Annotated in this window: 19 protein-coding genes; 5 read left to right on the top strand and 14 right to left on the bottom strand. The window is 48.2% G+C overall.

The genetic code is table 11. From position 1 onward, the window contains the following. Nucleotides 1-150 precede the first annotated feature (150 nt). The 7 genes from AWQ21_RS15395 to AWQ21_RS15365 form a co-directional block, all read right to left on the bottom strand. Entirely contained in the window at nucleotides 151-939 is a 789-nt protein-coding gene (locus AWQ21_RS15395; RefSeq protein WP_065715574.1) for a zinc ribbon domain-containing protein, read from the bottom strand. After that, nucleotides 933-3,518, bottom strand: coding sequence for a hypothetical protein (locus AWQ21_RS15390; protein ID WP_065715573.1), 2,586 nt, complete (start codon nucleotides 3,516-3,518; stop codon nucleotides 933-935). Before AWQ21_RS15390 ends, AWQ21_RS15395 begins: the two co-directional genes overlap by 7 nt. Nucleotides 3,519-3,520: 2 nt before the next feature. Further along, entirely contained in the window at nucleotides 3,521-4,573 is a 1,053-nt protein-coding gene (locus AWQ21_RS15385) for a two-component regulator propeller domain-containing protein (RefSeq protein WP_065715572.1), read from the bottom strand. Beyond that, nucleotides 4,560-5,216, bottom strand: coding sequence for an ABC transporter ATP-binding protein (locus AWQ21_RS15380; protein WP_065715571.1), 657 nt, complete (start codon nucleotides 5,214-5,216; stop codon nucleotides 4,560-4,562). The genes AWQ21_RS15385 and AWQ21_RS15380 overlap by 14 nt, the downstream gene beginning before the upstream one ends. Continuing rightward, a complete protein-coding gene (locus AWQ21_RS15375; protein ID WP_065715570.1) occupies nucleotides 5,213-6,805 on the bottom strand; it encodes an iron ABC transporter permease in 1,593 nt (530 codons plus the stop codon). The genes AWQ21_RS15380 and AWQ21_RS15375 overlap by 4 nt, the downstream gene beginning before the upstream one ends. After that, a complete protein-coding gene (locus AWQ21_RS15370; protein WP_232315162.1) occupies nucleotides 6,805-7,785 on the bottom strand; it encodes an extracellular solute-binding protein in 981 nt (326 codons plus the stop codon). The genes AWQ21_RS15375 and AWQ21_RS15370 overlap by 1 nt, the downstream gene beginning before the upstream one ends. Before the next feature lie 275 nt (nucleotides 7,786-8,060). Further along, a complete protein-coding gene (locus AWQ21_RS15365; RefSeq protein WP_065715569.1) occupies nucleotides 8,061-9,887 on the bottom strand; it encodes a hypothetical protein in 1,827 nt (608 codons plus the stop codon). A gap of 998 nt (nucleotides 9,888-10,885) precedes the next feature. Here AWQ21_RS15365 and AWQ21_RS15360 point away from each other — a divergent pair. From AWQ21_RS15360 to AWQ21_RS16440, 3 genes are all read left to right on the top strand, one after another. Beyond that, the gene (locus AWQ21_RS15360) at nucleotides 10,886-11,494 is read left to right on the top strand and encodes a hypothetical protein (protein ID WP_065715568.1); all 609 of its coding nucleotides are present in this window, start codon (nucleotides 10,886-10,888) and stop codon (nucleotides 11,492-11,494) included. 127 nt (nucleotides 11,495-11,621) lie between these two features. Next, nucleotides 11,622-12,290 carry a hypothetical protein gene (locus AWQ21_RS15355; RefSeq protein ID WP_157094813.1) on the top strand — a complete coding sequence of 223 codons (669 nt, stop codon included), beginning with the start codon at nucleotides 11,622-11,624 and terminating at the stop codon, nucleotides 12,288-12,290. 87 nt (nucleotides 12,291-12,377) lie between these two features. After that, on the top strand, nucleotides 12,378-13,547 hold the full coding sequence (locus tag AWQ21_RS16440) for a zinc ribbon domain-containing protein (RefSeq protein WP_198159738.1): 1,170 nt from the start codon (nucleotides 12,378-12,380) through the stop codon (nucleotides 13,545-13,547). A gap of 3 nt (nucleotides 13,548-13,550) precedes the next feature. On the opposite strand, the gene AWQ21_RS15345 is transcribed toward AWQ21_RS16440, so the two are convergent. The 5 genes from AWQ21_RS15345 to AWQ21_RS15325 all read right to left on the bottom strand — a co-directional run bounded on the left by AWQ21_RS15345 (nucleotide 13,551) and on the right by AWQ21_RS15325 (nucleotide 19,950). Then, nucleotides 13,551-14,312: a hypothetical protein gene (locus AWQ21_RS15345; RefSeq protein WP_065715566.1), complete on the bottom strand. Its 762-nt coding sequence runs from the start codon at nucleotides 14,310-14,312 to the stop codon at nucleotides 13,551-13,553. Nucleotides 14,313-14,706: 394 nt separating this feature from the next. Beyond that, complete coding sequence (locus tag AWQ21_RS15340; RefSeq protein ID WP_397428192.1) at nucleotides 14,707-15,498, bottom strand: tryptophan-rich sensory protein; 792 nt, start codon at nucleotides 15,496-15,498, stop codon at nucleotides 14,707-14,709. A gap of 215 nt (nucleotides 15,499-15,713) precedes the next feature. Beyond that, nucleotides 15,714-17,786 (bottom strand): IS1096 element passenger TnpR family protein, encoded by a 2,073-nt coding sequence (locus AWQ21_RS15335; protein ID WP_065715564.1) that lies wholly within the window; start codon nucleotides 17,784-17,786, stop codon nucleotides 15,714-15,716. A 317-nt stretch (nucleotides 17,787-18,103) separates the two neighbouring features. Next, on the bottom strand, nucleotides 18,104-18,388 hold the full coding sequence (locus AWQ21_RS15330) for a DUF427 domain-containing protein (RefSeq protein WP_065715563.1): 285 nt from the start codon (nucleotides 18,386-18,388) through the stop codon (nucleotides 18,104-18,106). Between the two features lie 929 nt (nucleotides 18,389-19,317). Then, nucleotides 19,318-19,950, bottom strand: a complete 633-nt coding sequence (locus AWQ21_RS15325) for a hypothetical protein (RefSeq protein WP_065715562.1) — start codon at nucleotides 19,948-19,950, stop codon at nucleotides 19,318-19,320. 277 nt (nucleotides 19,951-20,227) lie between these two features. Here AWQ21_RS15325 and AWQ21_RS16780 point away from each other — a divergent pair, with 277 nt between their 5' ends. Next, complete coding sequence (locus AWQ21_RS16780; RefSeq protein ID WP_071932307.1) at nucleotides 20,228-20,491, top strand: Mo-dependent nitrogenase C-terminal domain-containing protein; 264 nt, start codon at nucleotides 20,228-20,230, stop codon at nucleotides 20,489-20,491. A gap of 25 nt (nucleotides 20,492-20,516) precedes the next feature. After that, nucleotides 20,517-20,759: a hypothetical protein gene (locus tag AWQ21_RS16330; protein WP_157094812.1), complete on the top strand. Its 243-nt coding sequence runs from the start codon at nucleotides 20,517-20,519 to the stop codon at nucleotides 20,757-20,759. Between the two features lie 171 nt (nucleotides 20,760-20,930). On the opposite strand, the gene AWQ21_RS15320 is transcribed toward AWQ21_RS16330, so the two are convergent. Both AWQ21_RS15320 and AWQ21_RS15315 read right to left on the bottom strand, forming a co-directional pair. Beyond that, entirely contained in the window at nucleotides 20,931-21,767 is an 837-nt protein-coding gene (locus AWQ21_RS15320; RefSeq protein WP_065715561.1) for a nitrate ABC transporter ATP-binding protein, read from the bottom strand. 109 nt (nucleotides 21,768-21,876) lie between these two features. Next, complete coding sequence (locus AWQ21_RS15315) at nucleotides 21,877-23,877, bottom strand: nitrate ABC transporter ATP-binding protein (protein WP_065715560.1); 2,001 nt, start codon at nucleotides 23,875-23,877, stop codon at nucleotides 21,877-21,879. Nucleotides 23,878-23,910: the final 33 nt, after the last annotated feature.

Here is a 23,910-nt window from a genome sequence, read left to right as displayed (position 1 = left end):
GCGAATGGATACCAAATATATCCAAGCCGACGCACTCTTAGAAGTCATTTATACAGTTAACTTTTGGTGGGTTCGGGAGGCAGTAAGTCCCGCGCTTGTCGGTTCCCACCAATGGGGATGAGACAAGCCTTTGATTCGGCGCTAGGTAGTTCACGCTAAAGTCGTACCGCAATGGCTACAGAACTTTGCCCCAGGGCGAGACGTGTGGCCGCATTTCGGACAAGCTGCAGTATGCTCAATAGGCCCAGAACCCGCTGCAACAATCGCACCACAATGGGGACAAAAATGACTGTTTTGGGACAGAAGATGATGGCATTGGGCACAGCGCTGATTCACACTGGTTGGGGGAATGGGATGATTAGGGGCGATCGCCTTTGGCCTTTGTTGATCGACAGGTTCAGTTCGCACCATTGCCGCCAATTCCTCGAAGGGTAAAGGGCCATCCTCAACAGTGACATGGCGACGGACAAAGCCACAGCTGGGACACCGGGGCAAATCTTCAAACCAGCGGCTACGGCACTGGGGGCATTGGGGCAATCGTTCTGTGATCGGTGGAAATACTAAATCCCTTGAGCCATCGCCATTAGTTTGCCAATAACCCCGGTGGGAAAAATAATTTAACAAAGCTTTCCCTTGGTCAGGTCGCAAGCTTAATTCTGCCGCAAGTAAAAAAGCGCCGATCGCCTGAAACTGATAATCCCGAATTAAAGTTGCAACGCTATAGCCACCTGGCAAGGGCTTAAACAATACGGCCGGTTGCTGCTGGGAAAAATCTGGCGGTGGGGAACCCGCTTGCACATAGGCTAAAAGATCCCGGGCTAAATCAGGCACCTGGGCCATACGCTGGGTTGCATTCCATAATAACGAAGTCGGTTGATATCCCAAATTGGCGATCGCCGTTGCTAAAGGTAATAACGGATGTTCTTGTGGCGTTACCATACTTCTCGCCCCCAATCATCTTTAACTTTTAGAGTACCGGATTTAACGAGGTCATAGATTTGCTGCCGTTGCTGGGGTGTTGCTTTACTGACAAAATCCATGAGCGTTTTTTCCCGTACCCAGGATTTAGGTGGTTGATTTTTCGGAGCCTGTTCTGCACCTCCCTTTAGTTGATCCCACACATCTTTGATGCTTTCTAACTCTTTCTTGTAGGCTTCTTTGCTCAAGGCATTGCCCAAACGATTACCAAAGGATTCGGCGTCATTTTCGTTATATTGACCCGCGTAAATCACTGGATCAGTTTCTGGCCCTGTATATTTTTGGGCATTAGTTGTTGCAGCGTGGCGGGCCGTGGGATTTTCCATAGGGTTATTCGGATCCCACTGTTGGGCGTGTTTAACCTCGTGGCCGATGGTGGCGATCGCCTGTTGGGGATTTTTGTACATGTACGAATCAGTATTAAACACAACTCGCCCTGTATTCGGATCGAAATGGGCATGAACCATCTTGCCATTGGCATCCTTTAAGCCAGAACCAAAATCTACCTGTACTGGCCCGACTCCCAATTTATGGCCACATAAATTCGCAATATATTGTAGAGTTTGCTGTTTATCTGTATCAGAGAGCTGATTCCAACCCGTTCTTGTCAGTGGACGAATCTCAGAATCACCTGTTAACGCCTCAAGACTATCAATAATCAAAGCTGTATCAACAATCCCTTCAACATATTGATCATGGTCAGCTGTAGGCACTGGGGTACTAAAAATCGTTGCCCAATCATCGCCAGAATCTCCCGTAATTTGAGAAGTAGGAATCTTGAATGAAGGATTATCTTTGAGGGTGACAAATTTTCCATCGGGTGTCACCTCCCAATCACTGGAATATACTTCCCGCGATCCAATCCATTGATTTACCCGTGGGTCAAAAGGCACATCTGGATTTACAGGGACCCAACTATTGGGGTTATAGAAAGGTGCATTTGGCATCCCAGGTTGCTTCGGTACGCCTGGCCCTTGCCCCGGTGAAGCTGGAAAATTTTGTCCTGGTGGGATGTTCACATTGCGGACTGGATCATTTCTCGTACCGCTTCCAGTAATGTTTTGTTGCCACGGCGGATTATTAGCATCGGGATAATCTCGGAAAGGATCATCCGGTGTTCCACTGCCATAGATACCTGGGGTTTGCGGTGGATTATTCACATCAGGGTAATCCCGCAATGGATCTTCTCTCGTACCCGTCCCGTAGATGCCCTTTTGCCATGGCGGATTATTGGCATCGGGATAATCTCGGAAAGGATCATCCGGTGTTCCACTGCCATAGATACCTGGGGTTTGCGGTGGATTATTCACATCAGGGTAATCCCGCAATGGATCTTCTCTCGTACCCGTCCCGTAGATGCCCTTTTGCCACGGCGGATTATTGGCATCAGGGTAATCTCGGAAAGGATCATCCGGTGTTCCACTACCATAGATACCTGGGGTTTGCGGTGGATTATTCACATCAGGGTAATCCCGCAATGGATCTTCTCTTGTACCCGTGCCGTAGATACCCTTTTGCCACGGTGGATTATTGGCATCGGGATAATCTCGGAAAGGATCATCCGGTGTTCCACTGCCATAGATGATTGTAGGAATTGCAGGCAAAGTTCCTAAAATCCAGCCTGTCCAGAAACCGCCTGCAGCGGGAAAACCAAGGCTGGTCGTTGTGATGACGCAAGGGCCACTGGCCAACCAACGGTCTAGGCTACCACCTGCTTCTTGCCAACCACAGTCATCGGCGAGCACGGGAATACCATGGGCTAGGTAAAATCCAACTAAGCTGAGCGAGAGAAGTAATAAAGTTTGGGCTGATGGCGGTTGATTGCCCCTAAAAATAAGGACTAGGGCAATGGCGATCGCCCCGAGGAAAAGTAACTGAGGAACACCACCAAAAAACCAAAAGGAAATGGCCGCGATCAAACAGCCCAGAGTCAGCCCAGAGAGTAAAACCGTTAGATCCTGGGGCGCGAGGGATTGGGGGGACTGCCCACGGCGAAATAAGCGTTGCACATCATGCCAACCCAATTGGCCAGCCAATCGGAGGATGTGTTGAGGTTCACAAACGGCGGCCAGGGCAAACAGGGCGATTTGGATACTAACCAGAAGATTCCCCAAAAAGGTACTAAAGGCGATCGCCACCGCCAAACCCACCCAAGGGAAAGGACTTTGAAATTGACTAGCCCGTTGGGTAACATCAACGCAGATTTGAGGCAGTTGACCGATCCCCTTGAGATATTTTCCGAGGGTGCCCCGAAATAAGTGACCCGCCAAAACGCCACTGAAGAGCCAAAATAATGTGCCCGGTACAAGCTGATTAGAGATCACCAAGACGGAACCGAGCCACGGATTTGTCGTCGGATTAAACCCTTCATTGACACGGACTAGCAAGAAAGTATGCACTAGCCACATCACACCGCAGATAATTGTCCCTGTTACGATTTGGCGGGGTAATGTTTGCAAAAAAGCTTTCAAAAGCCAGCCCAGCAATTGCGCCAGGCTTTGGGGTGCCTGTTGGGTCTGTCCATTAGGAGAAGCTGCCATGGTTATTGTTCCCCTAAATTGCGTAGATATTGGGCATCGAATCGCGTAATGCCGTTACGGGTTCCGAGCCAGAGATTACCAAACTGATCCTGTACCATTGCCTTTACCTCCTGATCCGCCAGGCCATCGGCTTCCGTGAGAATGAGCCATCGTCCCTGGGGATCTAAACGCGCTAAACCGTCATATTCAGAGCCAAACCACAGCGCCCCAGTTTGATCTTGGTAGATGGAGCGGACTTTTTCCCCCGCCAGGCCATCTGCTTTTGTGAACACTTGGGCGATCGCCCAGCCAGTTGTCCTTTGTTCTAGGCGAGCGAGGCCACCATGATCAAAAAGACCCATGCCCACCCAGAGATGCCCCGTATCGTCGTTAAATAGGCTTGTAATGTTATTATGAGCCAGCCCATTGGCCGTCGAAAAAAGTTGGCAGGATTTCTTAATACAGTGGCTTAATCCACCCTTGGGAGCCACCGCCGAGCCGAACCACATTCCCCCATGGGCATCTTGATGGATAACGTTCACCATCTGATCCGGCAGCCCATCAGCTGGGGTTAAAAAACGCCAATTGTTTTTTTCTTTGACCGCTGCCCCCTCCCAAGTGCCGACCCAGAGTTGTCCCGCCCGATCCACGTAGAGCGCATTCACCTGATCCTGAAAAAAAGCCTCGTCGGATTGATAGGTGTGGCACCCTTGGGCATCAACATAATTTAAACCGTTCCCATGACCAATCCAGAGGATTCCTTTCCCATCCACCACCAGGGCCCGCACAAACTGCAAAGGGCGATCGCATTGGAGGGGTTCAACGGTGTGGGGAGTAGTAAGAGAAATTTGAAAGACCCCTTCCTGACCTCCAGCCCAAAGATAATCACCTTGGATGATGAGGGCGGAAACTTCCTGGGGGGGACGAATAATTTCCCAGCCCGGTTGTTTGGGCTGTCCCTGCCAGCTTTGGAATAGCGACAAAACCTCCCAGACAAATAGGCCCAAGGTGCTCACAATTGCGCCGAAAAGGAGGAATTTCCACAGTTTTAAGCCGTAGGGTTCAGGATATTGCATCGGGTTGTAGCTTTCCTCCCTTTAGCCAAAAAATTTGTCCGCTGAGATATTGGGCTTCGGTCAGATCATGGGTGACATAAATGGCACAGGCGGCGGTCAAGTCGAGGTAGTCGCGGATGTAATGGAGCAGAGTCTGTTTGAGACTGAGATCTAGATTTGTCAGGGGTTCGTCAAAGAGTAAATAGGGGGGATGGGGGGCTAAAACCCGCGCTAGGGAAGCCCGTTTCGCCTCCCCCCCGGAAAGTTGGTAGGGATAACGGTGGGCTAAGGGGGCGATCGCCAATCGTTCGAGGAGCTGTTGAATGCGTTGTTTTTTTACTGGGGCCGTGAGGTGGCCCAGGCCAAAGGCAATATTTTGGGAGATGGTCATGTGGGGCCAGAGGATCGGCGTTTGAAAGACAAAGCCAATGTGCCGTTGGTGGGGGGCAAGGGTTTGGGTTGGAGAACTGACCACCTGACCCGCGAGGGCAATGGTGCCCCCATCAGGTTGATCGAGGCCAGCGATTAAGCGTAACAGAGTCGTTTTACCGCTCCCGGATGGCCCTAAAATCGCCACGGTTTGCCCTGGTTGTACCGTTAGAGCCAAATTATCCAGGATATTATTTCCTTGATAGGTTTTACTGAGATTTTCGACTTGGATCATGGTCTATCTCCCCCTCGGTAAATGGTGCCCCAACCCTGCAACCCCCAAGCCATCAGTCCACCAACTCCAAAGGCGATCGCCACCAACACCAGACATAACACCGCCACCGATGCCGAGGCCCCGTAATGCAGATAGTTATAAATCCGGAGGGTGAGGGTGGAATAACCGGGGGGAATCACGATTAAAGTGGCACCCAATTCACCAACGCTGAGGGCAAAGGCCAGACCCGCCGCCGCCAACAACCCTGGTAGGAGCAGTGGTAAACGCAACCAGAGCCAAATCCGCCACCGGGGGCCAGGTTCCAAACGGGTAGCCTCCCAGAGGGGTTGGTTTAACTGTTGCAATTGGGCCAGGAGCACCAAACTTGCAAAGGGCGTAAAGCGGGCGAGATGGGCAAATAGCGGCATCAGCGGTGTGCCGTAAATTTCTAAAGGAAGCGGGCGATTCCACAGATCGATCAGACCAATGCCCACTAGGGGTGAGGGTAAAGCCAAGGCCCAAATCACCAGCCCCCAAGTCACTCTCCCCCAACGGTCAGGGCGCTTAAGCAATGGGGCGATCGCCAAGGCTAGGGGTAAAACGGCGATCGCCACCATCAGACCCAAGCCAAAGGTAAAGGTCATTTCTCCGACCGCAGCTTGGATCGGATTCAACCACTGGGGTTCCTGGGCCGCCACAACCATCAAATTGACGAGGGGCACGAAAATTTGCAGCACGAAAAAACCTAAAGCAAGGTGCTGGAGCCAAACAAACCACCAAGGCCAACGGGGGGGAATTTCCCAGAGATTCGTTTGGGGTGAAAGTTGCATGGTTTGCTGGAGGGGCAGTTGCAGGATGAAGATTACCCCCCAGGCGATCGCCAAGAGAGGCACCGCCAACAGAAACGCCCGGGCCGGTTCATTGCTGGTACTGTATTCCGCGAAAATTTCCAGGGCGTAGGTGCCAATCCCAAACAACGACGGGAGGCTGTAGTCCATTAAACTCAACAGAAAAATCAAGCCAAAACTCGCCACAAAACTCGGTAATGCTAGGGGAATGATAATTTGTCCCAGCACCCGCAGATCCGGTACCAACAGTCGCGCCGCCTCAATCGCTTCCCGACTTACCGATGCCAAGCCCAACCAGCCTAGCCCCACCGCCAAGGGTAAAAAGGTCATCACCTCCACCCAACCGCAACTCCACCATCCCTGGAGGGGCACTGTCCCGAAGCCAAATCCCCGCAATCCTTCATTCAGCCACCGTCCCAACGCTGACCAACCGAAGGAGTGGACATAGCTCGGAAAAAATAGGAGCGGCAACAGCCCCCAGCGCCACTGCCACGCCCAAGCCGTTTGCCACAGATAACAGGCAATTAACCCCCCCAAAACCGTGCTCACCGTCCCCACGGCGATCGCCAATTGCAGACTATGGCCCAACAATTGCCAGCGGCGTCCCGTCGGTACCAGCAAGGATAACCAGGTGCCATTCCCTCGACTTATTTCAACGATTGCACTGGCCATTAAGCTCAGTAGCGGCCCAAAGACCACCACCACAAATAAACCCAACCCTAGGGTTGTCCATGGATTTAATCTGTGGCGATCGCCTGTCATCAGCGAATAAAAATTTCACTTAGGTCTTGTTTTGACGGTGCTAACTGCTCATAAATGGCGTCTAGCCCCACCGTCATTCCTTGGATATTTTCTCCTGCCAAGCAACCGGACACCGCCGCCCCTGGATATAACGGTAACTGGCTTCCCCCGGCGGCCATTAACCGCTGTTCCGTTTCTGGACTGACGAGGAAATCAACCAGCGCTTTCCCCGGTTCCGGATTTGGCCCCCCTGCCACCAGAGCCACAGTTCCCGTCAAGACAAAAGTGCCCATTTCCCCAGGCCCTTGATCCGGAAACACCAGCGCCACCGGTTCCCCCTTTTCCACGGCGCTACAGGCATCATCGGTATCTGTCAGGCCAATACTCACCTGACCATCGACCACCAGATCCCGCACCACCGAATTTCCATCGACCACCTGCACATTTTTACGTTGCAGATCGCTAAAAAATGCCCGGGCTGGCTCCGGCCCCCAAGCCGCATAAAGGGCCGCCGCATGGGTCGCTGTCGTGCCAAAAAAAGGATAGGCGATCGCCATTTCTGTCCCGGGCCACTGATCGCTGGTGAGATCGGTTAAAGATTTGGGTGCCTCATCCAGGGCTAAACGATCCGTATTGATCAGCAAGACCCTTGCCCGTCCCCCCATCCCCGTCCAATAACCCTCCGGATCACGGTATTGGGAAGGCAGATCCGCAGCAATAGGCGACTCGTAGGCCGCTAAAACCCCTTCCCTTTGTAACAGCAACGTTTGGGCGAATTCCCCACTCCAAAATACATCCGCCTGGGGCCGCTCTTTTTCCCGTAAGAGACGCTGGGCTAAGCCTGTCGTTTTGGTCGCCTCCACGTCATAGACTGGCAACACATCAATGCCCATTGCTGCTGTAAATTCCGTCAGAATGGGTTCTGCATAGGTGCGATCGACAGAAACATAAACGACAACTTTTTGCTGCTGATTTTTGGGTTGACAAGCAATAATTGCCACAGCAGAAAATAGAGAAAGAGCGAGTATTTTGTAATGCTTTTTAATGGATATCAACACTTCATTAACACCACCAAAAGAAATAAAATCTTTTAATGTTTTTAGGCTAGCACCCTGTCCAGTTTTCTCAATTAACCTAGAAACAAATCTCAACTCGAACCCTGAGACATATTCAATGCCTTTACAGCAGAGGCAATCTGTCCAGGTACAATTTCCTATATGACTTTCTTAAAAGTAATAGAAATTCCTGGACAGACGTTATTTTGTATCACTTTGAACTAGAAGGCAGTGATATTTAAATTGTCATGATCCACTTGAATATTGTACCCTGAAGTTGTTCCAGCATGGGAAGTAAAAGTAAAATCAGGGGATTCAATACTGAGATCTTCAAACCACACAGTCCAATCTTTTTTTGCCCCCAAATAGGCTACACCAATATCCACTCCTAACCAAGCGTTGACTTTCATCCCAGGGAGGATATTCCAGTTGGCTTGGTAGGTTGGTTCATAAATCCTAAAAAATGAATTGTTGTTAAAAACAAGGGGTTGATAGGTTGCCGGAAATTGTTCAACGATGTGGGTGCCATTATTGGGGCCAACCACGGGTGGAAACTGGGCTAACATTTCAAGATCCTGGCCAACCATATTCAGCTGAGAACCAAGGTGGAAGGTCGCGCCGACAATGCCATAGTTTAGGGTTCCTCCGGCCACATCAGGAGACCACACTTCGCCGATGGAGAAACTTTGCCCTGGGGCTGGAGGGGTTATGTTGCCGCCGGAACTCATATAGTCCGTTAGATCTACTCCAAAACCCAGTTTTTTATTGTTGCCACAGCTCCACACTTCTAGGTCGCATCTGACGCCGACGGTACCTTCAACTTCCGCAACAATTTCTTGCCCGCCAAATATCTGATCACTGGAGATGCCCGCCGCTTGGTAGGTGTTGGCATTGCCATCGATGGGCTTTAGGTTGACGGTAGGGGAAAAAACCGTTAATTGATTACTTGCCATCTGAATTGTCCGGTCAACGGTGAGGTCTAGTTGGAGGGGAATCCTTAACCCTAAGCCGTAACCAAGACTGGCATAGGGTTCTGCATAGACACAAACATCCCCAAATAGTAAATCGATACAGTCCCCAATGCGGTGCCGCCATTCCCGCCCACTGCCCCAGGTAAAACCATTCACCAGGTAATGGGTTTCTGTATGGCGATCGCCACGGACCAGTTGCGATAAATCCAATTGAGGACGGACGAGGGAAAAATTTGGCCGTTGATTATTGTCGCGAATTTCAAGGGGTAAATTCCGGTTTAAAGTGATTGACCCTTGGGGAAGGGGTTGATAGAGATTGCTTGTTTCCAGGAAGTTGAAGTTAGGTCTTGTAAAGTCGGTATTGCCTTGAACAAAGGGCACATCCAACAAGGTCTTGTATTGAACCTTGGGCACCATGAGATAGGTTTCTTCAGTAATCCGGCCATTGTTGAGGGCCACCTGCAGCAGTTCATCGTCTGGGAGCGCCCGGAGTTGACCTAGGGTATAGCCATTGATGGGGCTAACGTCGAGTTGATTGAGCTTGCCTCGAATTTCTGTAATTTTGCTGCTGATGTTGTTATTGCTTGGTGTAAGTTGCTGTAGGTTTCTGGGTTTGGTTTGTCGATTGAAACAAAGAATCCCAAGATCGGCTAATGCTTCGCTCCGTTGCTCACAGGCAAGGGCGCTACCTTGATATTCCAGCCGCTGCAAAACAATCAACCGATCCGCAAAATCGTAGGCGGCGACAGTGAGTTGGGGATTGGGGTCAATGCCTTGGGTTCTGATGATATTGGCTAACTGGGGCAGAGCACCGGGGGACTGGAGATAGGGCAAAAAGTCGAGGGTCACCCCATTACTGGCCTGGAACTGCAGTTCATGGTGGCGGGCCTGGATATCCTGGAGATTTTGGAATTGGATCGTTCTCAGGGGGGGACGCTCCAGCAGATAGTTATTGAGGAGAGTCCGGGGTGATTCGCTCAGATTTTGGGCGATCGCCGAATTATGGATAAATAGCATTGGGCAAGTAAGGGCCAATAACTGTAACCCAATACTGGCTGCTCGATGTTGCCTTTTCATGGGGCTGGTCTCCTTCTCAGGAAAGTCTCTCCCTGCGGGCGAGGGAAACGGCTTTTAGTAGGGCTGATCTGAAGTCGTTGTTGAGAAACGCAGCAAACTGAATCTGAGTAAGTCTCTAAGGAATTGACAGTGCCTGAAAATTTTCCTGGCTTCACATCAATTATAGATATTGATTATTGCTAAGTGAATTGAGTGTTGAATCCGCTTTACATTTTGCTACTATTCTCAACGTTGAGAACAATGAAATTAAGTTAATTTTTATTGCTTTGTAAATTAAATTATTGGGCCAAAATAAATAGTTGTTCATTTCCCTATAAATCCTTTGATACAATACAAATAAAGGGATTTTAAAAGAAAAAGAAACCATTTTGTTGTCAAACCTAAACAAGCAAATCCCTATTTAAACTTCAAAAAAACTTTCTCTCAACTTTTGACCATTAATTTGGTCATTCTCCTAATTGCCACGGGAGGAGAAGAAAAATGAAACTTCAACAAGCTGTAAACACGGAACATTTTACAATAGCCATCCCTTTACGGAGCAAGCTGGGGAGACCGTGAAAATTCCCCTAGAAACCTAAGACTTTGATGGCTCATTAATTTTGGTTGATCCTGCAGGGGAGTGGATTGATTTTGTCGATGAATATTGGCAGAGCGACCCGGAAACTTTAATCATGAATCATGCAGCTCCCAGAAACTGGCCAGTACAACATCATTGTCAACAGCCACGAAACGGGAGAGACGGGCAACTATCCCCTCCCTCTATCTTAATAAATCCGTTGGTTGATGGGGATGCGGATGCCTCACTTGTTGGAGAGCACTTCTCCGCGGCTGGTTGGACGATTGTGTTAGATCGATTGACGACTTGAGGTTTTTGCTACGTTTGGTTTTATTTTTTAGGGTTGTCTCCAACTACACAGCACTTATAGGAATAAAAGCATAGCAGTTAGCATTGGGTGCGCTAATTTTTTCATTCTCATTCTTTGAGGCAAAAAGCAACAATGAATATTCAGCAAGTGATAAATTTTAGCCTTAAAACTCTTGTGATCAGTATGGTACTGATTCTTCAGGAAATTGTGCCAATGACGGCCAGCCCTTTCGACGAAAATCAGAATATTTGTGTTGAATGGGAATGCGATCAGGCTGGCAATTGCCAGAGAATTTCAGTCCCCTGTGGTCAATCCACTGGTCAATCGACTATTAATAGTCCGCCTCAATCTTCCACGTCAACTTATTCTGAATACCAACTTTTTAGCAACAACAATATCTATGGTGTTCTCAATAGTCCGAGGAATACCACACAGTTTTATCTTCCCCAGGCGACACAGCTGACCTATTTTATGAACTACCACTGGAATAGTGGGCGAGGTCAGGCCCCAGGGACAATGTGGTTGACCCACCAGGATGGTACTACCTACGGCCCTTGGCAAGCGACGACAGAACCAGGTCAAGGGGGAGTCCCCAATGCCTACTGGATTGTTCGGCCCAATGTAATCCTCAAGGCCGGTAACTACACTATTGGTGATAGTCATCCCAGTAGCTGGGCGCATAACCAACAGTCAGAATTCCGGGGAATGTCTGTGGTCAAAGGGAGAGCACCGAGTCATTAAAGTGCCTTTGGTAGTTATATTTTTTGCCGCATTTGATCTAACTGCCATGACTACTCTCCTATCGATGTGGCAAGTTCCGGGACGGCAATGAAATTCACTTATTTGCAAACTATCAGGAGAAGAAAAAATGAACAGTCAACAATTTATATCTCTGGGCTGGCGTCCTTTCTTATTCGGTCTCTGTATCGCCGTGCAAGGGGTAGTCTTAAGCACTGCCAGTCCTGCCTTTTCTAACTGCAATGATAGAATGCCCTGCATGGAATCTCTCAAGGATGAGATGCAAAATCTTGGGTCAATCTATGTCATTGCTCAGAATCAACAAGAGAGTACACTTTTTAACAACAACAATATCTATGGTGTTCTCAATAGTCCGAGTAATCCAACGCAGTTTTCTCTTTCTAAGACGACGCGGCTGACCTATTTTATGAACTACCACTGGAATAGTGGGCGAGGTCAGGCCCCAGGGACAATGTGGTTGACCCACCAGGATGGTACTACCTACGGCCCTTGGCAAGCGACGACAGAACCAGGTCAAGGGGGAGTCCCCAATGCCTACTGGATTGTTCGGCCCAATGTAATCCTCAAGGCCGGTAACTACACTATTGGTGATAGTCATCCCAGTAGCTGGGCACATAACCAACAGTCAGGATCTCGGGGAATGTCCGTTCTCAAGGGGATTGCGACTAGTACTCCTGCTGGGAATGGGAATACTGGTGCGATCGATTGCAGTCAATACCAAGGAATGGAACGTATTCTCTGTGAGCACGAAGTCAATGGAGATAACTATCGGCCATAACTTTCGTCTGAGGTTGTCTATTTCATTAGATTTTAGGCTTGATAATCTCTAATCTCTTCTTCCCGGTGAAATTTGGTCTAGCTCATTATGACTACTCCCCATTTTTGTATGCAATGTGGTGCTGCCCTCAACCCAGGCGATCGCTTTTGTGAGGCATGTGGCAGTGCAACAACGCCAGCTTACCCAGCGGCCCCTCCACCAAGACCCCAGGCGGCCCCACCCAGTCGGTCAAATGGGAACTGGATTTTAGGTTTAGGGATTGTCGTACTTACTGGGCTAGGAATTTTTTTCCTGAAGGATCCGGCTCAATTACTGAAATTTTTAAGACAACCCGAAGGCAGCACACCCCAAACCCAGCCTGTTACGGAAAATCCAACGGCATCTCCCACGGCCCAGGCAGCAGTGACCCTCGATGATTTTGTGGGGGCTTGGATCCCGGCGGAAGGAGATCCCGGGGAAGACACGGATACCCTCGTGCTCTATCGAGAAGGCGACAAAGTTGTGGCGGACATCGAAGGCGATCGCCTTGAACTCTCTAATCTCAACGGTCGGACATTATCGGGTTATGTCTGGAGTCCCTATGAAGATGTGCCGACCCCCGTAACTGCCGAACTCAACGAAAATAAACAGCGTGTTATCTTTACAGCTAGTCCTCCCAATAGTGAACCGATGGTAGCCGTCGCCCAACGGGTGCAGCCTGGTGCCAGCAACCCACCAACGGCACCCATCACCACACCTCCCACCCAAGGGACGACGGGGACGGGTAGTGGGGCCGCTAATTATACAGCCTTTGTATTTGACCCTCCTTCTAATGTGCGCACCTATCCCAATGGGCCAATTTTATGCGCCGTGCGATCGCCCCAAACAATTAATTTATATGGCAACGAAGGTGATTGGTTCTATACCGATGTCTGTGGCGATATGGGGATGATCCACACTAGCCAAATTCGCCTCCAACCTGGCCCCAGCAACCCACCCACGGCGCCCATCGCCACCTCTCCAAGCCCAGCAATCACTGAGGCGATCGCCATTGAACAAGTGATAAATTTACCGGATGTGGCTGAATGGCAAGAACTTGTGCGTACCGCTGCGCCCCAAAATAGCACCCATATTGAAGTAGTCGAACAAACGCCAACCAATTATCTGGTACATGTCTACGAAATCGTCAATAATCCCGGTGAACCCAGTCACACTGCTACCTTTGGCTGGTACGAAGTGGATCGCCAAACGGGGATGGTCTTTGAGGTGGTACCCTAAAGCTTACGCTGGGGGAGAGTCCTGGATGGTGGTCTGGCTGAAATGCTCAAATAGATCATAGGCTACGGCCCGGTGGCGCCGGGGGATGGGAATACGCAGATTGTAAGTTTGCTCCCCCGCCTGGGAAGGATAACTCAGCTCAAAACAAAGACAAGGGGCTTGGTTTTCGCTAGCAGGGCGGAGGCTCACCTGTTCCAACCGCAAACCCAACTCTCCCCAATGGACGAAATTGCCGCGAAAATAAATGGCACTACTGGCGATCCAAACCTCACCAAGGCGATGGCGATCGCGTTTAAACCGTAACCAAGGCAAACCATAGGCCAGCAGACTCACCAAAATAATCAGCCCCACCATGACAAGAAAGACGATAAAACCCGCCTCCGGATCAAACAGCCAAAAGCCGCCACCAATAAGCAACGCCCAACACGCCACGATAAATACCAAGGGTAATTTTTCGTCGATTTGTTCTTGACGCTCACTATCAAGGTACTGGGCCCATTCCCCTGGTTCATAGGTCCAGTGCGCCAGGAGATGTGTCCCGGCAATCACTCGATCCAAGAGCACCGCATTGCGCCAAAATACCAAGAGCGTAACTAGAGCAGAAATGGCCAGAAATAAAGCCCCAAAAGTAATGGCAAAGCCCCCATCCATCCCATCAAGCTGAATCAAGGCGGGTAAAAACATTAAGGCGATCGCCCCAGCCAAAACAACACCAGCGCTGACCACCACTGGGTAGAGGGGATTAGGAATCGGTTGTGATATCATCAGAGAGAGTAATCTAAATTTTGTGTAGAGAGAGTTAAAAAATAAAACGTTCTGGAAAAAGAATGAAGAATTGACATCCTCACCGACCTCAAGGAAAGGTGACTCCCAAAAGACTCACGACTCAGGTTTCTGCTTTTTCCCATCGCTGGGGTTTTGCAATGGCCTCTACCCTCAAGGAGTTTTTATGATCTTATGTTTGCTCCACAAACTTTAGGCTTAAGCCTTCCCGCAAGTCTTGCAATATTCAAAAGTTGAATTTGGTCGCTGAAAACTTGGTTATTGCTCTCAACTTATTTTATTTTACAGCCTATAAAGCCGTCCTAGAAGGACGGGGTTTCTACCCAATTTTCTGATGATGCTTATGGGAGATCAGAAAATTCAAAATTAGTTATTTCTATTTTGGCGACGTAGGATAAATCGAGAGGCGCTGGGGAAACCAAAGAATCACACCACATAAACCTGCTAAACCGAGGGCAGCGGCGATCGCTACCAGGGGAATGATTCCCTGGGGCCAATTTTTGACGGCGATCGCCACCCAAGCCCAGACAAACACACCACCATAGACAACATCTCGATGTTTCATTGTCACGGCGATCGCCAAGAGAATCCCCACAATCAACAAACTGACTGTCCAAAAAACCGCCCCTAAGCCCCATCCCTGCCAACCCAGGTAATCCAATACGCAAGCCCCATTCACGATCGTCGCCACCGTAATCCAAGCACAATAAATTGAGACTGGCATTTGCATAAACCACTTCACCTTTTTGGGTAGTGGTTTTGGCCCACTCGCTAACCGTCGGTAAAGCAAGACCAAAGGCAACAACACGAGGACAATCAACCCCAGGGACAAGGTAAAGCGCTGGTATTGAAAGGCAATAACCCACAAAATCTGTGCCAAACTACTCCAGGCGAGGGCATAACCCAATTTGCGCGCGTGGGGTTTTTGTTTTTGGCTGGGTAGGGCCTGGTAAATGGCAAGGGAAATCAAACCCAGATAAATTAGGCCCCAAATGGAAAAAGCATAGCCTGCGGGCACAATGGGTACCGCTGCAAAATATTGATCAGAAATTTCGGCAATGGTTAAACCGTCCAGGGGCTTAATATTTGCCAAAACGTTGGTCACAAAGGCCGCGGCGATCGCCACAAGATTTAGGGACTGGCGGCGGGTATCACGGTCGAAATTCAACATGGGGTCTACAATCGTGAGTCTCAACAATTCAGCTTCCCTTTGATCGTAAACAATTTTTACGTCAGGTTGACTATTTCTTACTTAGATCTTGTGTACCGGTGGCAGAGAAACTGAACAAAATTTTATGTACTAATTTTATGTACTTTTGTTAGCTTGACTTGATCCATTGGCATGAGTGAGGAAACGGTAGCAAGGGAGGTTCTAAGGCAATGCTACCGGGGAGTGTCATAGTCAGGATATTGCTCGGGGGCTTTGCCATGTACTTCAAGGATTTCGCCCATGGGCGATCGCCTAGTTGACTTGCGGGCTTTTGCTGTTTGTTTTACCTTGGCACTTTCCTGAGGCGTTACCGGAGGCTCGATAGACTCCAGTTGAATTTGAAATTCCCAACAATCGCCAAAATCAAACAGATATTCCATGGTGCTGCCCTCATGCAGAAGTAGGCTGCCGATTTGCACTTCATCCGTAGTAACATCGCCATCGGCCCAGGGGTGGGTGACCTGAACTGTACGGCCATTGGGGGCTTGATAGGTAAACTGATCTAGGTGATCACTGTCAAACTCTACGGAGTCAAGAATGTAGCGACTAAATTCTGCGAGGGTGGCTTCTCCGCTCATGGCGATGCGCCGCCAGCATTTTCCGAGGGAAACTTTAAAAATATGCCTTTCCGGTCGAAAGGGATAGCTGAGGGCGGTTAGATTTTGCTGCCATTCCGGGAAATAAGGCTGCAGTGCCGGTTGAAGTTCTCCAAAAGGGTGGGTTGCATCATTCTGGGAGTTCCATTGCAAATTGGCATTTACATAAGCGTTGTAGATCACCTTCACCAGGGCATGACCCCAAGGATGGGGCTGTAACTGCTTCATCTGCCAGCCTTTGCCTGGTGCCGGTTTGCTGAGGGTGAGGTTCAGCAATCCAAACATTTCCATCAAAAATATATTCTCGAAGCCAGGGTAGTAACTGAACCAGTCATAGTCTTTGGCATCTTTAAAGGTAAGTGATTTTTCTTGAACCAACCTTGGCCAGCTATGGATAATGCGATCGCCCATGGTCATGGGGCCTGAACGCTCATTCCCCAACATTTCGGGATGACCCCGGACGATCCAAGCTTCTAGTAAGGTGAAATATTTTTCTGTGGGGTTGAGTTTTTGCCATGAAGCATAGACATCAGGATTCAAAACCATCTGTAGCTTCTTGCCCTTAGCGGAGATCTCGGCAATGCCGGTAGCCCGCAGCAGCAGGTAAAGCCCGTGAATACTGGGATAAGACTTCTGCATAGGGCGCTTGAGATCGGTCTCAATCGGATTGCTCAAACGGCTATTCAGGTCAGCCAGCAATTTTGCCGATAGCTGTTTGAGTTTGTTACTCACTGGAACCCCATCGCCGATGAAATCTAGCGTGGTCTGAAAGTCCTTCAAAATCGTGCCGGGTGCTGTTTCGCTAATAACTTGATTGTGCAAAATAGTTTCTTCCTCTTCTGAGAGGGGGGGAAATCCATTCTCTAAGCTTTCGCGCATCAAGCTAAGCCGTATATCCTCTAGGGCTTCGCCTGGGGATGGTAGGGTAATCGGGTCTGCTTCAAAATCATCTTCTAGGGTAGAGATCATTGCCTCAAGGGCTTCGGGTTCTAATTCTGCCAGGGCTCCCAGAAACTGGGAAATCAGTGCATTTGGATTAATCGGTTCTTCTGCTTGCGGTAGTTCCAGGCCCAGTTGCTCGAAAGCAGCCTGCATATCTGCTGGGATAGCGGGAGATTGTTGCGATAGGTTCCGATTGTACTCTGCTTGAAATGCCTGTAAACCTTCTTGGGTGGTCATGTCATAGCCAGCTTCCAGACCCTGCAGCGTGAAGCTTTTGGCCATACCGCTCCGTTCTGGATCAAACATCCATTTTGGGAATTGGTCTTTAATCGAGCGCAGATATTTGACAATGGCATTAGCGCTGCGCAACTTATACTCTCTGTGGAGGTAAGTCCAAAATGCCACCAGTTCGTCGATGGCATCATCTGTGTCGCTGGGATCTAGCAGGGTGAGTTTACGGGGCAAGATATACTCCATGACTTCCTGAACATTGCCCTTGGTCATTTTTGAGAGGGTATAGCCACCATAGATATAAGCCATCTCGATAAATGTGCCAATCCAGGAACCTCCTTCAGGATGGGTTTTGATGTACTCTTGTCCGGTTTCAGAGTCGACAAAACTCTGGATTGCAGCGCTGATGTAGTCTTCCAGCAGCAGCTCGGCTTTGTCGTAGTCCAGATTATCGAGTTGGCGAATCGGGAAAGTCATGGCGATTACCTAGCGGTGCATTAGGAAGTAAGTTGGTTACAGACTATCGTAAGGCTTAAGGCTTGGGTTGTAGATTGCATTGAATTTTCAGGCATGACCCCACGAAGAAACCTCAGATCTGGAAATGGATTTGCTTGAAAGTACCGGCCGGTAAGCTTAAAGAACAAACAAAGCCCATGGGACTGTCCGGCAATTTACAACCCCAAGGCAATAGGCAATTTGTTGCCTTACCTAGTGGCTTGATACACAATACCTAGGCGATCGCCCATGATTACAATGACCTCAACCCATTGGCGATCGCCTTAAGTCTTCCAATTCTAAGGTTCGACTTTTACACCCCGCCAAAACGCCACATAGCCTTTAATATTCGCCGCTTTTTCCTTGGGTTCTGGGTAATACCAGGCTGCATCCTTATTTTCTTTTCCTGCCACTGCAAGGGTGTAATAGCTGGCCTGCCCCTTCCATGAACAGGTGGTGTGGGTAGTACTCGGCTTAAAATATTCTGTTTTAATGGCATCAGGGGGAAAATAATAGTTTCCTTCTACCACTTCACAGCGATCGCTTTCTGCAACCACTGCACCATTCCAAATAGCCTGGGGCATCGATGTTATCTCCTGAGCTTTAGCGTAAAATTATTACGTTTAGAGTGTAACGCACCCGCCTATCTGCTGTAGTGAAAACTGAGTTAATCAAGTCTTGTAAGATGCGTTCCATATTAAGTATTATCCCTAGACTTTATCAAGATTGATTTGGTCAGAAATTGTTTTATAGATAATCAGTTTGGCGAAGAATTCTAAAAATCAAATCAGCGGTGACAATACCAGTAAGATTAATACAGTATTAATGAAGTCCAGCGCCATACCCTAGGCAATAAAATAAATCTTTTACTATTTTGTTCCTTTTAACTCTTTGTGAACTACCCCGCCGCAAGCAGTGGGGATTTCAACCCTTTGCCGTTAAAAAGTAAAAAAAAATCGCCCCGATTGCCTAGATCGAGACGAATATAGCTTGATGGAGGAAACTTGTAAAAAACTATGACTACATCCAATTGTTATGGACCAGGCAACTGTAGCGAAAATTGAGGGCGTAGTTGGGCATTCAATTAATGGCTGCAATAACCTAAAAAATAGAATGCTTGTATTGGCACATAGTCTTTTTTTTGAAATGTTGTATCCCACTGAAGTATCAGAGAGGGCATTTTGAGGAAAAAGGCAAAACCCCATAGAACTTTGCTTTTAAGGCTGGTGATTTGAGCCTAAATAGTATTTAGACTATGGAATTAAGTTTTAGTATAGCCATTATTCAATGAAATGTAAACAGGCTAAGCCTTGGCATTCCAAAGACTAAAGATAAGTAAAACTTATGCAAACACCGTTTTTTAGGAGGCGATCGCCCCCAGAGTCACGCCAGTGAAGCATCGCTCAATTCCCCAAACTGCCGGAGGTTGAGGGGAGTTTTGGCTTGAATTTCTAGAAAAAATTTTCTAATGCTTGGAGCAAAGCAGTCTTTTTAGACAAGAGACAATAGGTGATTATTCAAGATTTATATAAATAGGCGAAAAACTTCTGCACGTAAAACCTTCGCCAGAAATAGCCTCAATGGACAAGCGACGAGAATCGACTGAATAAAGCATCGTCGGATTTTGCAATTCAGCTAAAATTCCATCCATGGCACTGGGGGCTTGGGCTTCAACAATTGCCTGCTCTTCAGTATTTAAAAATGCGATGGTTTCTGATGTTTCGCTCGCACTTTCTAAACAACGTAGCAGGACGACATCAGCGGGAATTTCTATGACATCCAAGATGCGACTATAGGCTCTGCCATCGTCAAAATTAGCGATGGAGTCAAAGAATAAAAAATATTGCTGATCAAATTGAAAAATATTGACACCCAAAGAACTTGGTGCAAACACATCATTATTCGGAATATCCAACAACCAACCCCCTTGACTGCTCGCTTCCCTAGGCAGACCGATGAAAATACCAGGAAGATTAATGGGCATTCCCCTCGTATTTGGGTCTTGGTAATATACCAATCCCTGAAAATCTTCAGCCTGTAACAAAGGAGTTGTGCTGGTTTGGGAAGTTGCCCCAGGAGCAAATGTGATAGAACCCAAAAGTACAAAGGCGATCGCCGCACTATTTTTGGTTAAAGTTTGAAACATGAGTCATGGAGGTAAAAAATATTAAGGTGACAGCTTGAGACGGGACTTGGGATTTGGTCTTTCTGGATTTAATTCAAATATCTTGTAAAATACTTCCTTAATTTTAGCTAATCTTTTACATTGGCTGAATTTATCATGCTTAAAAGTTAAGAAAAAGTTATCAAACAAAATTTATATCCATATAACCCGTCAGAAGCAATCTTTTATTTTTATGTTTATTCTAGAAGGAGATTACATAGGTTAATCAATTTGTTTAACTGTTCATCGAGTTAAGGTCATGAAACATCATCCCCTGCAATCTGTATGTCAGCATCTCAGTCAAATTGAAATTAGTAATCCAATCACAGCATGTCTAATTTGCCGGGTTATTCCTACTCGCTGTCCTTTTGAACGAAAGATAAATCTTTTTGGTGTAGTAATAATTGAGATCCCCCCCTTGTGTAAGCTGAATTCCTTTTATGAAGAGTTAATTGGTTTACAGTTTCGGGCGCTTTCTTATTTAGCCGATGTTTGCCATGAGGATGGCCACCGTTATTGTTAATTAACAGTTCAAGAATTCTTCCATCATGCATAAGCTTCCACAGTCACTACAAGATAAAAATAATTTCGGTTGGTCTCTTCAAGTTTATAGTGGCGATCGCCGCTTGATTTGTATTATTAATGCATCCCATGCTTGGCTCCTCTGTTTAGGGATTACTTTCGGACTCCTATCGGGATTAATGTTTAAAGAAATCATGCCAGAGGTTACTACTGCACCAACGGATTCTGAAATCAATTCAGCACTCACAATGCCTATCGGAATCGATTAGATTAGTCATTGTTAGTTCGATTTACTCATTCAAAAAATCCACGAGATGCGATAGATTAATCGTCTATCGTTTTTTTATGGCTTGATAGTTTTAAAAAGAAAAAAATCTGTCCTAATTGTCTAGATTAGAACAGATATAGCTCGATGGAGGAAACTTTTGAAAAACGAATGACTACGCAGCTTCGTCATGGGCAAAACGATTGTAGAGAAAGTCGAGGGCGTAGTTCCGCAATTCATAATATTCTGGATCTTCCATAATCCGGTCGCGATCGCGGGGACGAGAAAAAGGAATTTCAAGGATTTCACCAATTTTGGCGTGGGGGCCGTTGGTCATCATCACGAGGCGATCGCACAAAAAGAGGGCTTCGTCGATGTCGTGGGTGATCATCAGAACGGTGCAACGGTGGTCGTTCCAAATTTGCAGCAATTCTTCCTGAAGTTCTTCCTTGGTGATCGCATCGAGTGCGCCAAAGGGTTCATCAAGAATCAACACTTCAGGACGGATAGCTAACGCTCGGGCAATGGAAACCCGCTGTTTCATCCCCCCGGAAATTTGGGTGGGTTTTTTGTCCATCGCCTCACTCAGTCCCACCATCGCTAAATGGTCTTTGGCGATCACCCGTTTTTCCTGTTCCCGTTTGTTGGGGAAGGCGGCATCAACAGCAAGGTAGACATTTTCAAAAGCAGTGAGCCAAGGCAAAAGGGCATAGTTTTGAAAGACCACCATGCGATCGGGGCCTGGTTTTTCGATTTCTTTGCCATTAACGCGGACAGATCCCGCCGTTGGGTAAGCGAAGCCAGACACCATATTTAATAAAGTTGATTTACCGCAACCGGAGTGACCGATGACACAGATAAATTCTCCTTCATTCACAGTGAGATTCACGCCATCGAGAACGGTGTAGGGGCCATGGGCAGTAGGATAAACCTTAGAAAGGTTTTCAATGACGAGAAAAGGTTCAGGCGAGCTAGAATGCATGGATGCAGTGGTTTGGGGTAGGGTTTGCATAATTCAGTGATCAACTATTCAGTAATGGAAGGGTGAGTGGCGTCAATCAAGATTTCAACGGTTCGTTCATTGATGTCTCTGGGGGGCACTCACCTTTTTGTCAGCATTTTCAGGTAGTAACAAGAATCTTAGGGGCAGATAAATGCACTTCGGCAATGGTGAAATTGTTGTGCATGGTGACTTCATTGAGATAGTGAATGGGATCTTCGGCATCAAAGGTTTGTCCATCAAAAAGTACAATGGGTTCCCTTTGGTAATTCACCTCGTACCCTAGTTCACGGGCGGCGGTGCTAAAGACTCCCACTCGACAGACCCGCTCTAAAATTTCGACCCAGTTACGGGGGAAGGGAATTTCGCCCCAGCGTGCCATTTGGGTCATCATCCAGAGGTGTTCGGTACGGCTCGGACGGTTTAGGCGATCGCCGAAAAAGAGGTGGTGGGAATATTCCACGGGATTACCGAGGCTACAGGTTTTGCCTTCTGGATCGCCCAAGTGAATGTAATCAATATCGGTGCTCAGGTATTTGCGATCGGCTAATAATTCGCGGATTTCCTGTTCATGGTTCGGGTCGGCACAGTAGGCACAGGCTTCCAGTAACGCTTTCACCAGAGCCACATGGGTATTCGGGTAGGCGATCGCCCAATCTTCCCGCACCCCCAACACCTTACCGGGGTGACCATCCCAAATTTCGAGGTCGGTGGCAATACTAAACCCCGCCCCTTCCATCGAGGCGCGCAGGTTCCAAGGTTCGCTCACACAGTAGCCGTCAATGGTTCCCGCCTTGAGATCCGCCACCATTTGCGCTGGGGGAATGGTTTTGAGTTCCACATCTTGGTCGGGGTTGATCTTGTTTGCCGCGAGCCAGTACCGCAACAGCAGATTATGCATGGACGAAGGATGCACCATCCCCAATGTGTGGCGATCGCCGTCGGACTCCAACAAAATCCGTTTAAAATCAGCCGCCGTGTAAACCCCCTTCTCATACAGTTTTTGGCTGAGGGTAATCGCATTGCCATTGCGGGTCATGGTCAGGGCACTCACCACGGGCAACGGTTGATTTTGGTGACCCCCTGCCGTTAACCAAGTGGGCATCCCCGCAGGCATTTGTGCCCCATCGAGGTAACCCCCCGCAATGCCATCCACGATGCCGCGCCAACTGGTTTCCCGAATCAGATTAACCTCATCTAAACCATGCTTTTCAAAGAAACCTTTTTCCTTTGCCACAACAAGGGGAGCACAGGCGACTAACGGCACATAACCGATATCCAAATTCACCTTTTCTAGACCATGACGGGCGATGGTTTGGACTGGTTTAGCCCGCAATTTTTTGATCCGTTTCTGTTGGTTCAAAAAATAAATAATCTCACTTCTTAAACTGTAGTAACTGGGATGGTTAACCACTTCCATCCGTTTGCGGGGGCGGGGAATATCCACCTCCAAAATGCCGCCAATGTTGGAGCCGGGGCCATTGGTTAACATCACAATCCGGTCAGACAGTAACACCGCCTCATCCACATCGTGGGTCACCATCACCGAAGTCATTTCATACCGCTCACAAATGCGCATTAACTGCTCTTGCAAGTTACCGCGTGTGAGAGCATCCAACGCCCCAAAGGGTTCATCCAGTAACAACAACTTCGGACGGATCGAGAGGGCGCGGGCGATCGCCACCCGCTGTTTCATTCCCCCAGACAATTCTTTTGGTAATTTATCCACAGCATGGCGCAGGCCGACCAGATCAATGTGTTCCTCGACGAGGGCGCGTCGTTCCTGGGCCGAAACTCCCTTCATCACCTCATCGACAGCCAGAGCAATATTCTGATATACCGTCAACCAAGGCAGCAGTGAATAGTTCTGAAAGATCACCATTTTATCTGGGCCTGGTTGCTTCACCCGCTGTCCTTCTAATGTGACAATTCCTTCCGTCGGTAAATCTAAACCCGCAATCATATTCAAGAGCGTTGATTTCCCACAACCAGAGTGACCAATTAACGAGATAAATTCGCCTTTTTTGATCTCTAGATCAATCCCCTTGAGGGCAATATATTCACCACCCCCCGACAACGGGAATACTTTATCAATACTATCAGCCGCAACAAAAACACTCATAAGTTTCTACCAAGCAAAATGGTGATCAGTTAG

The organism is Picosynechococcus sp. PCC 7003 (assembly GCF_001693255.1).
Taxonomy (GTDB): domain Bacteria; phylum Cyanobacteriota; class Cyanobacteriia; order Cyanobacteriales; family MRBY01; genus MRBY01.
Note: the sequence above shows the minus strand (reverse complement) of the source record. Positions and strands in the feature narration are given on the sequence as shown.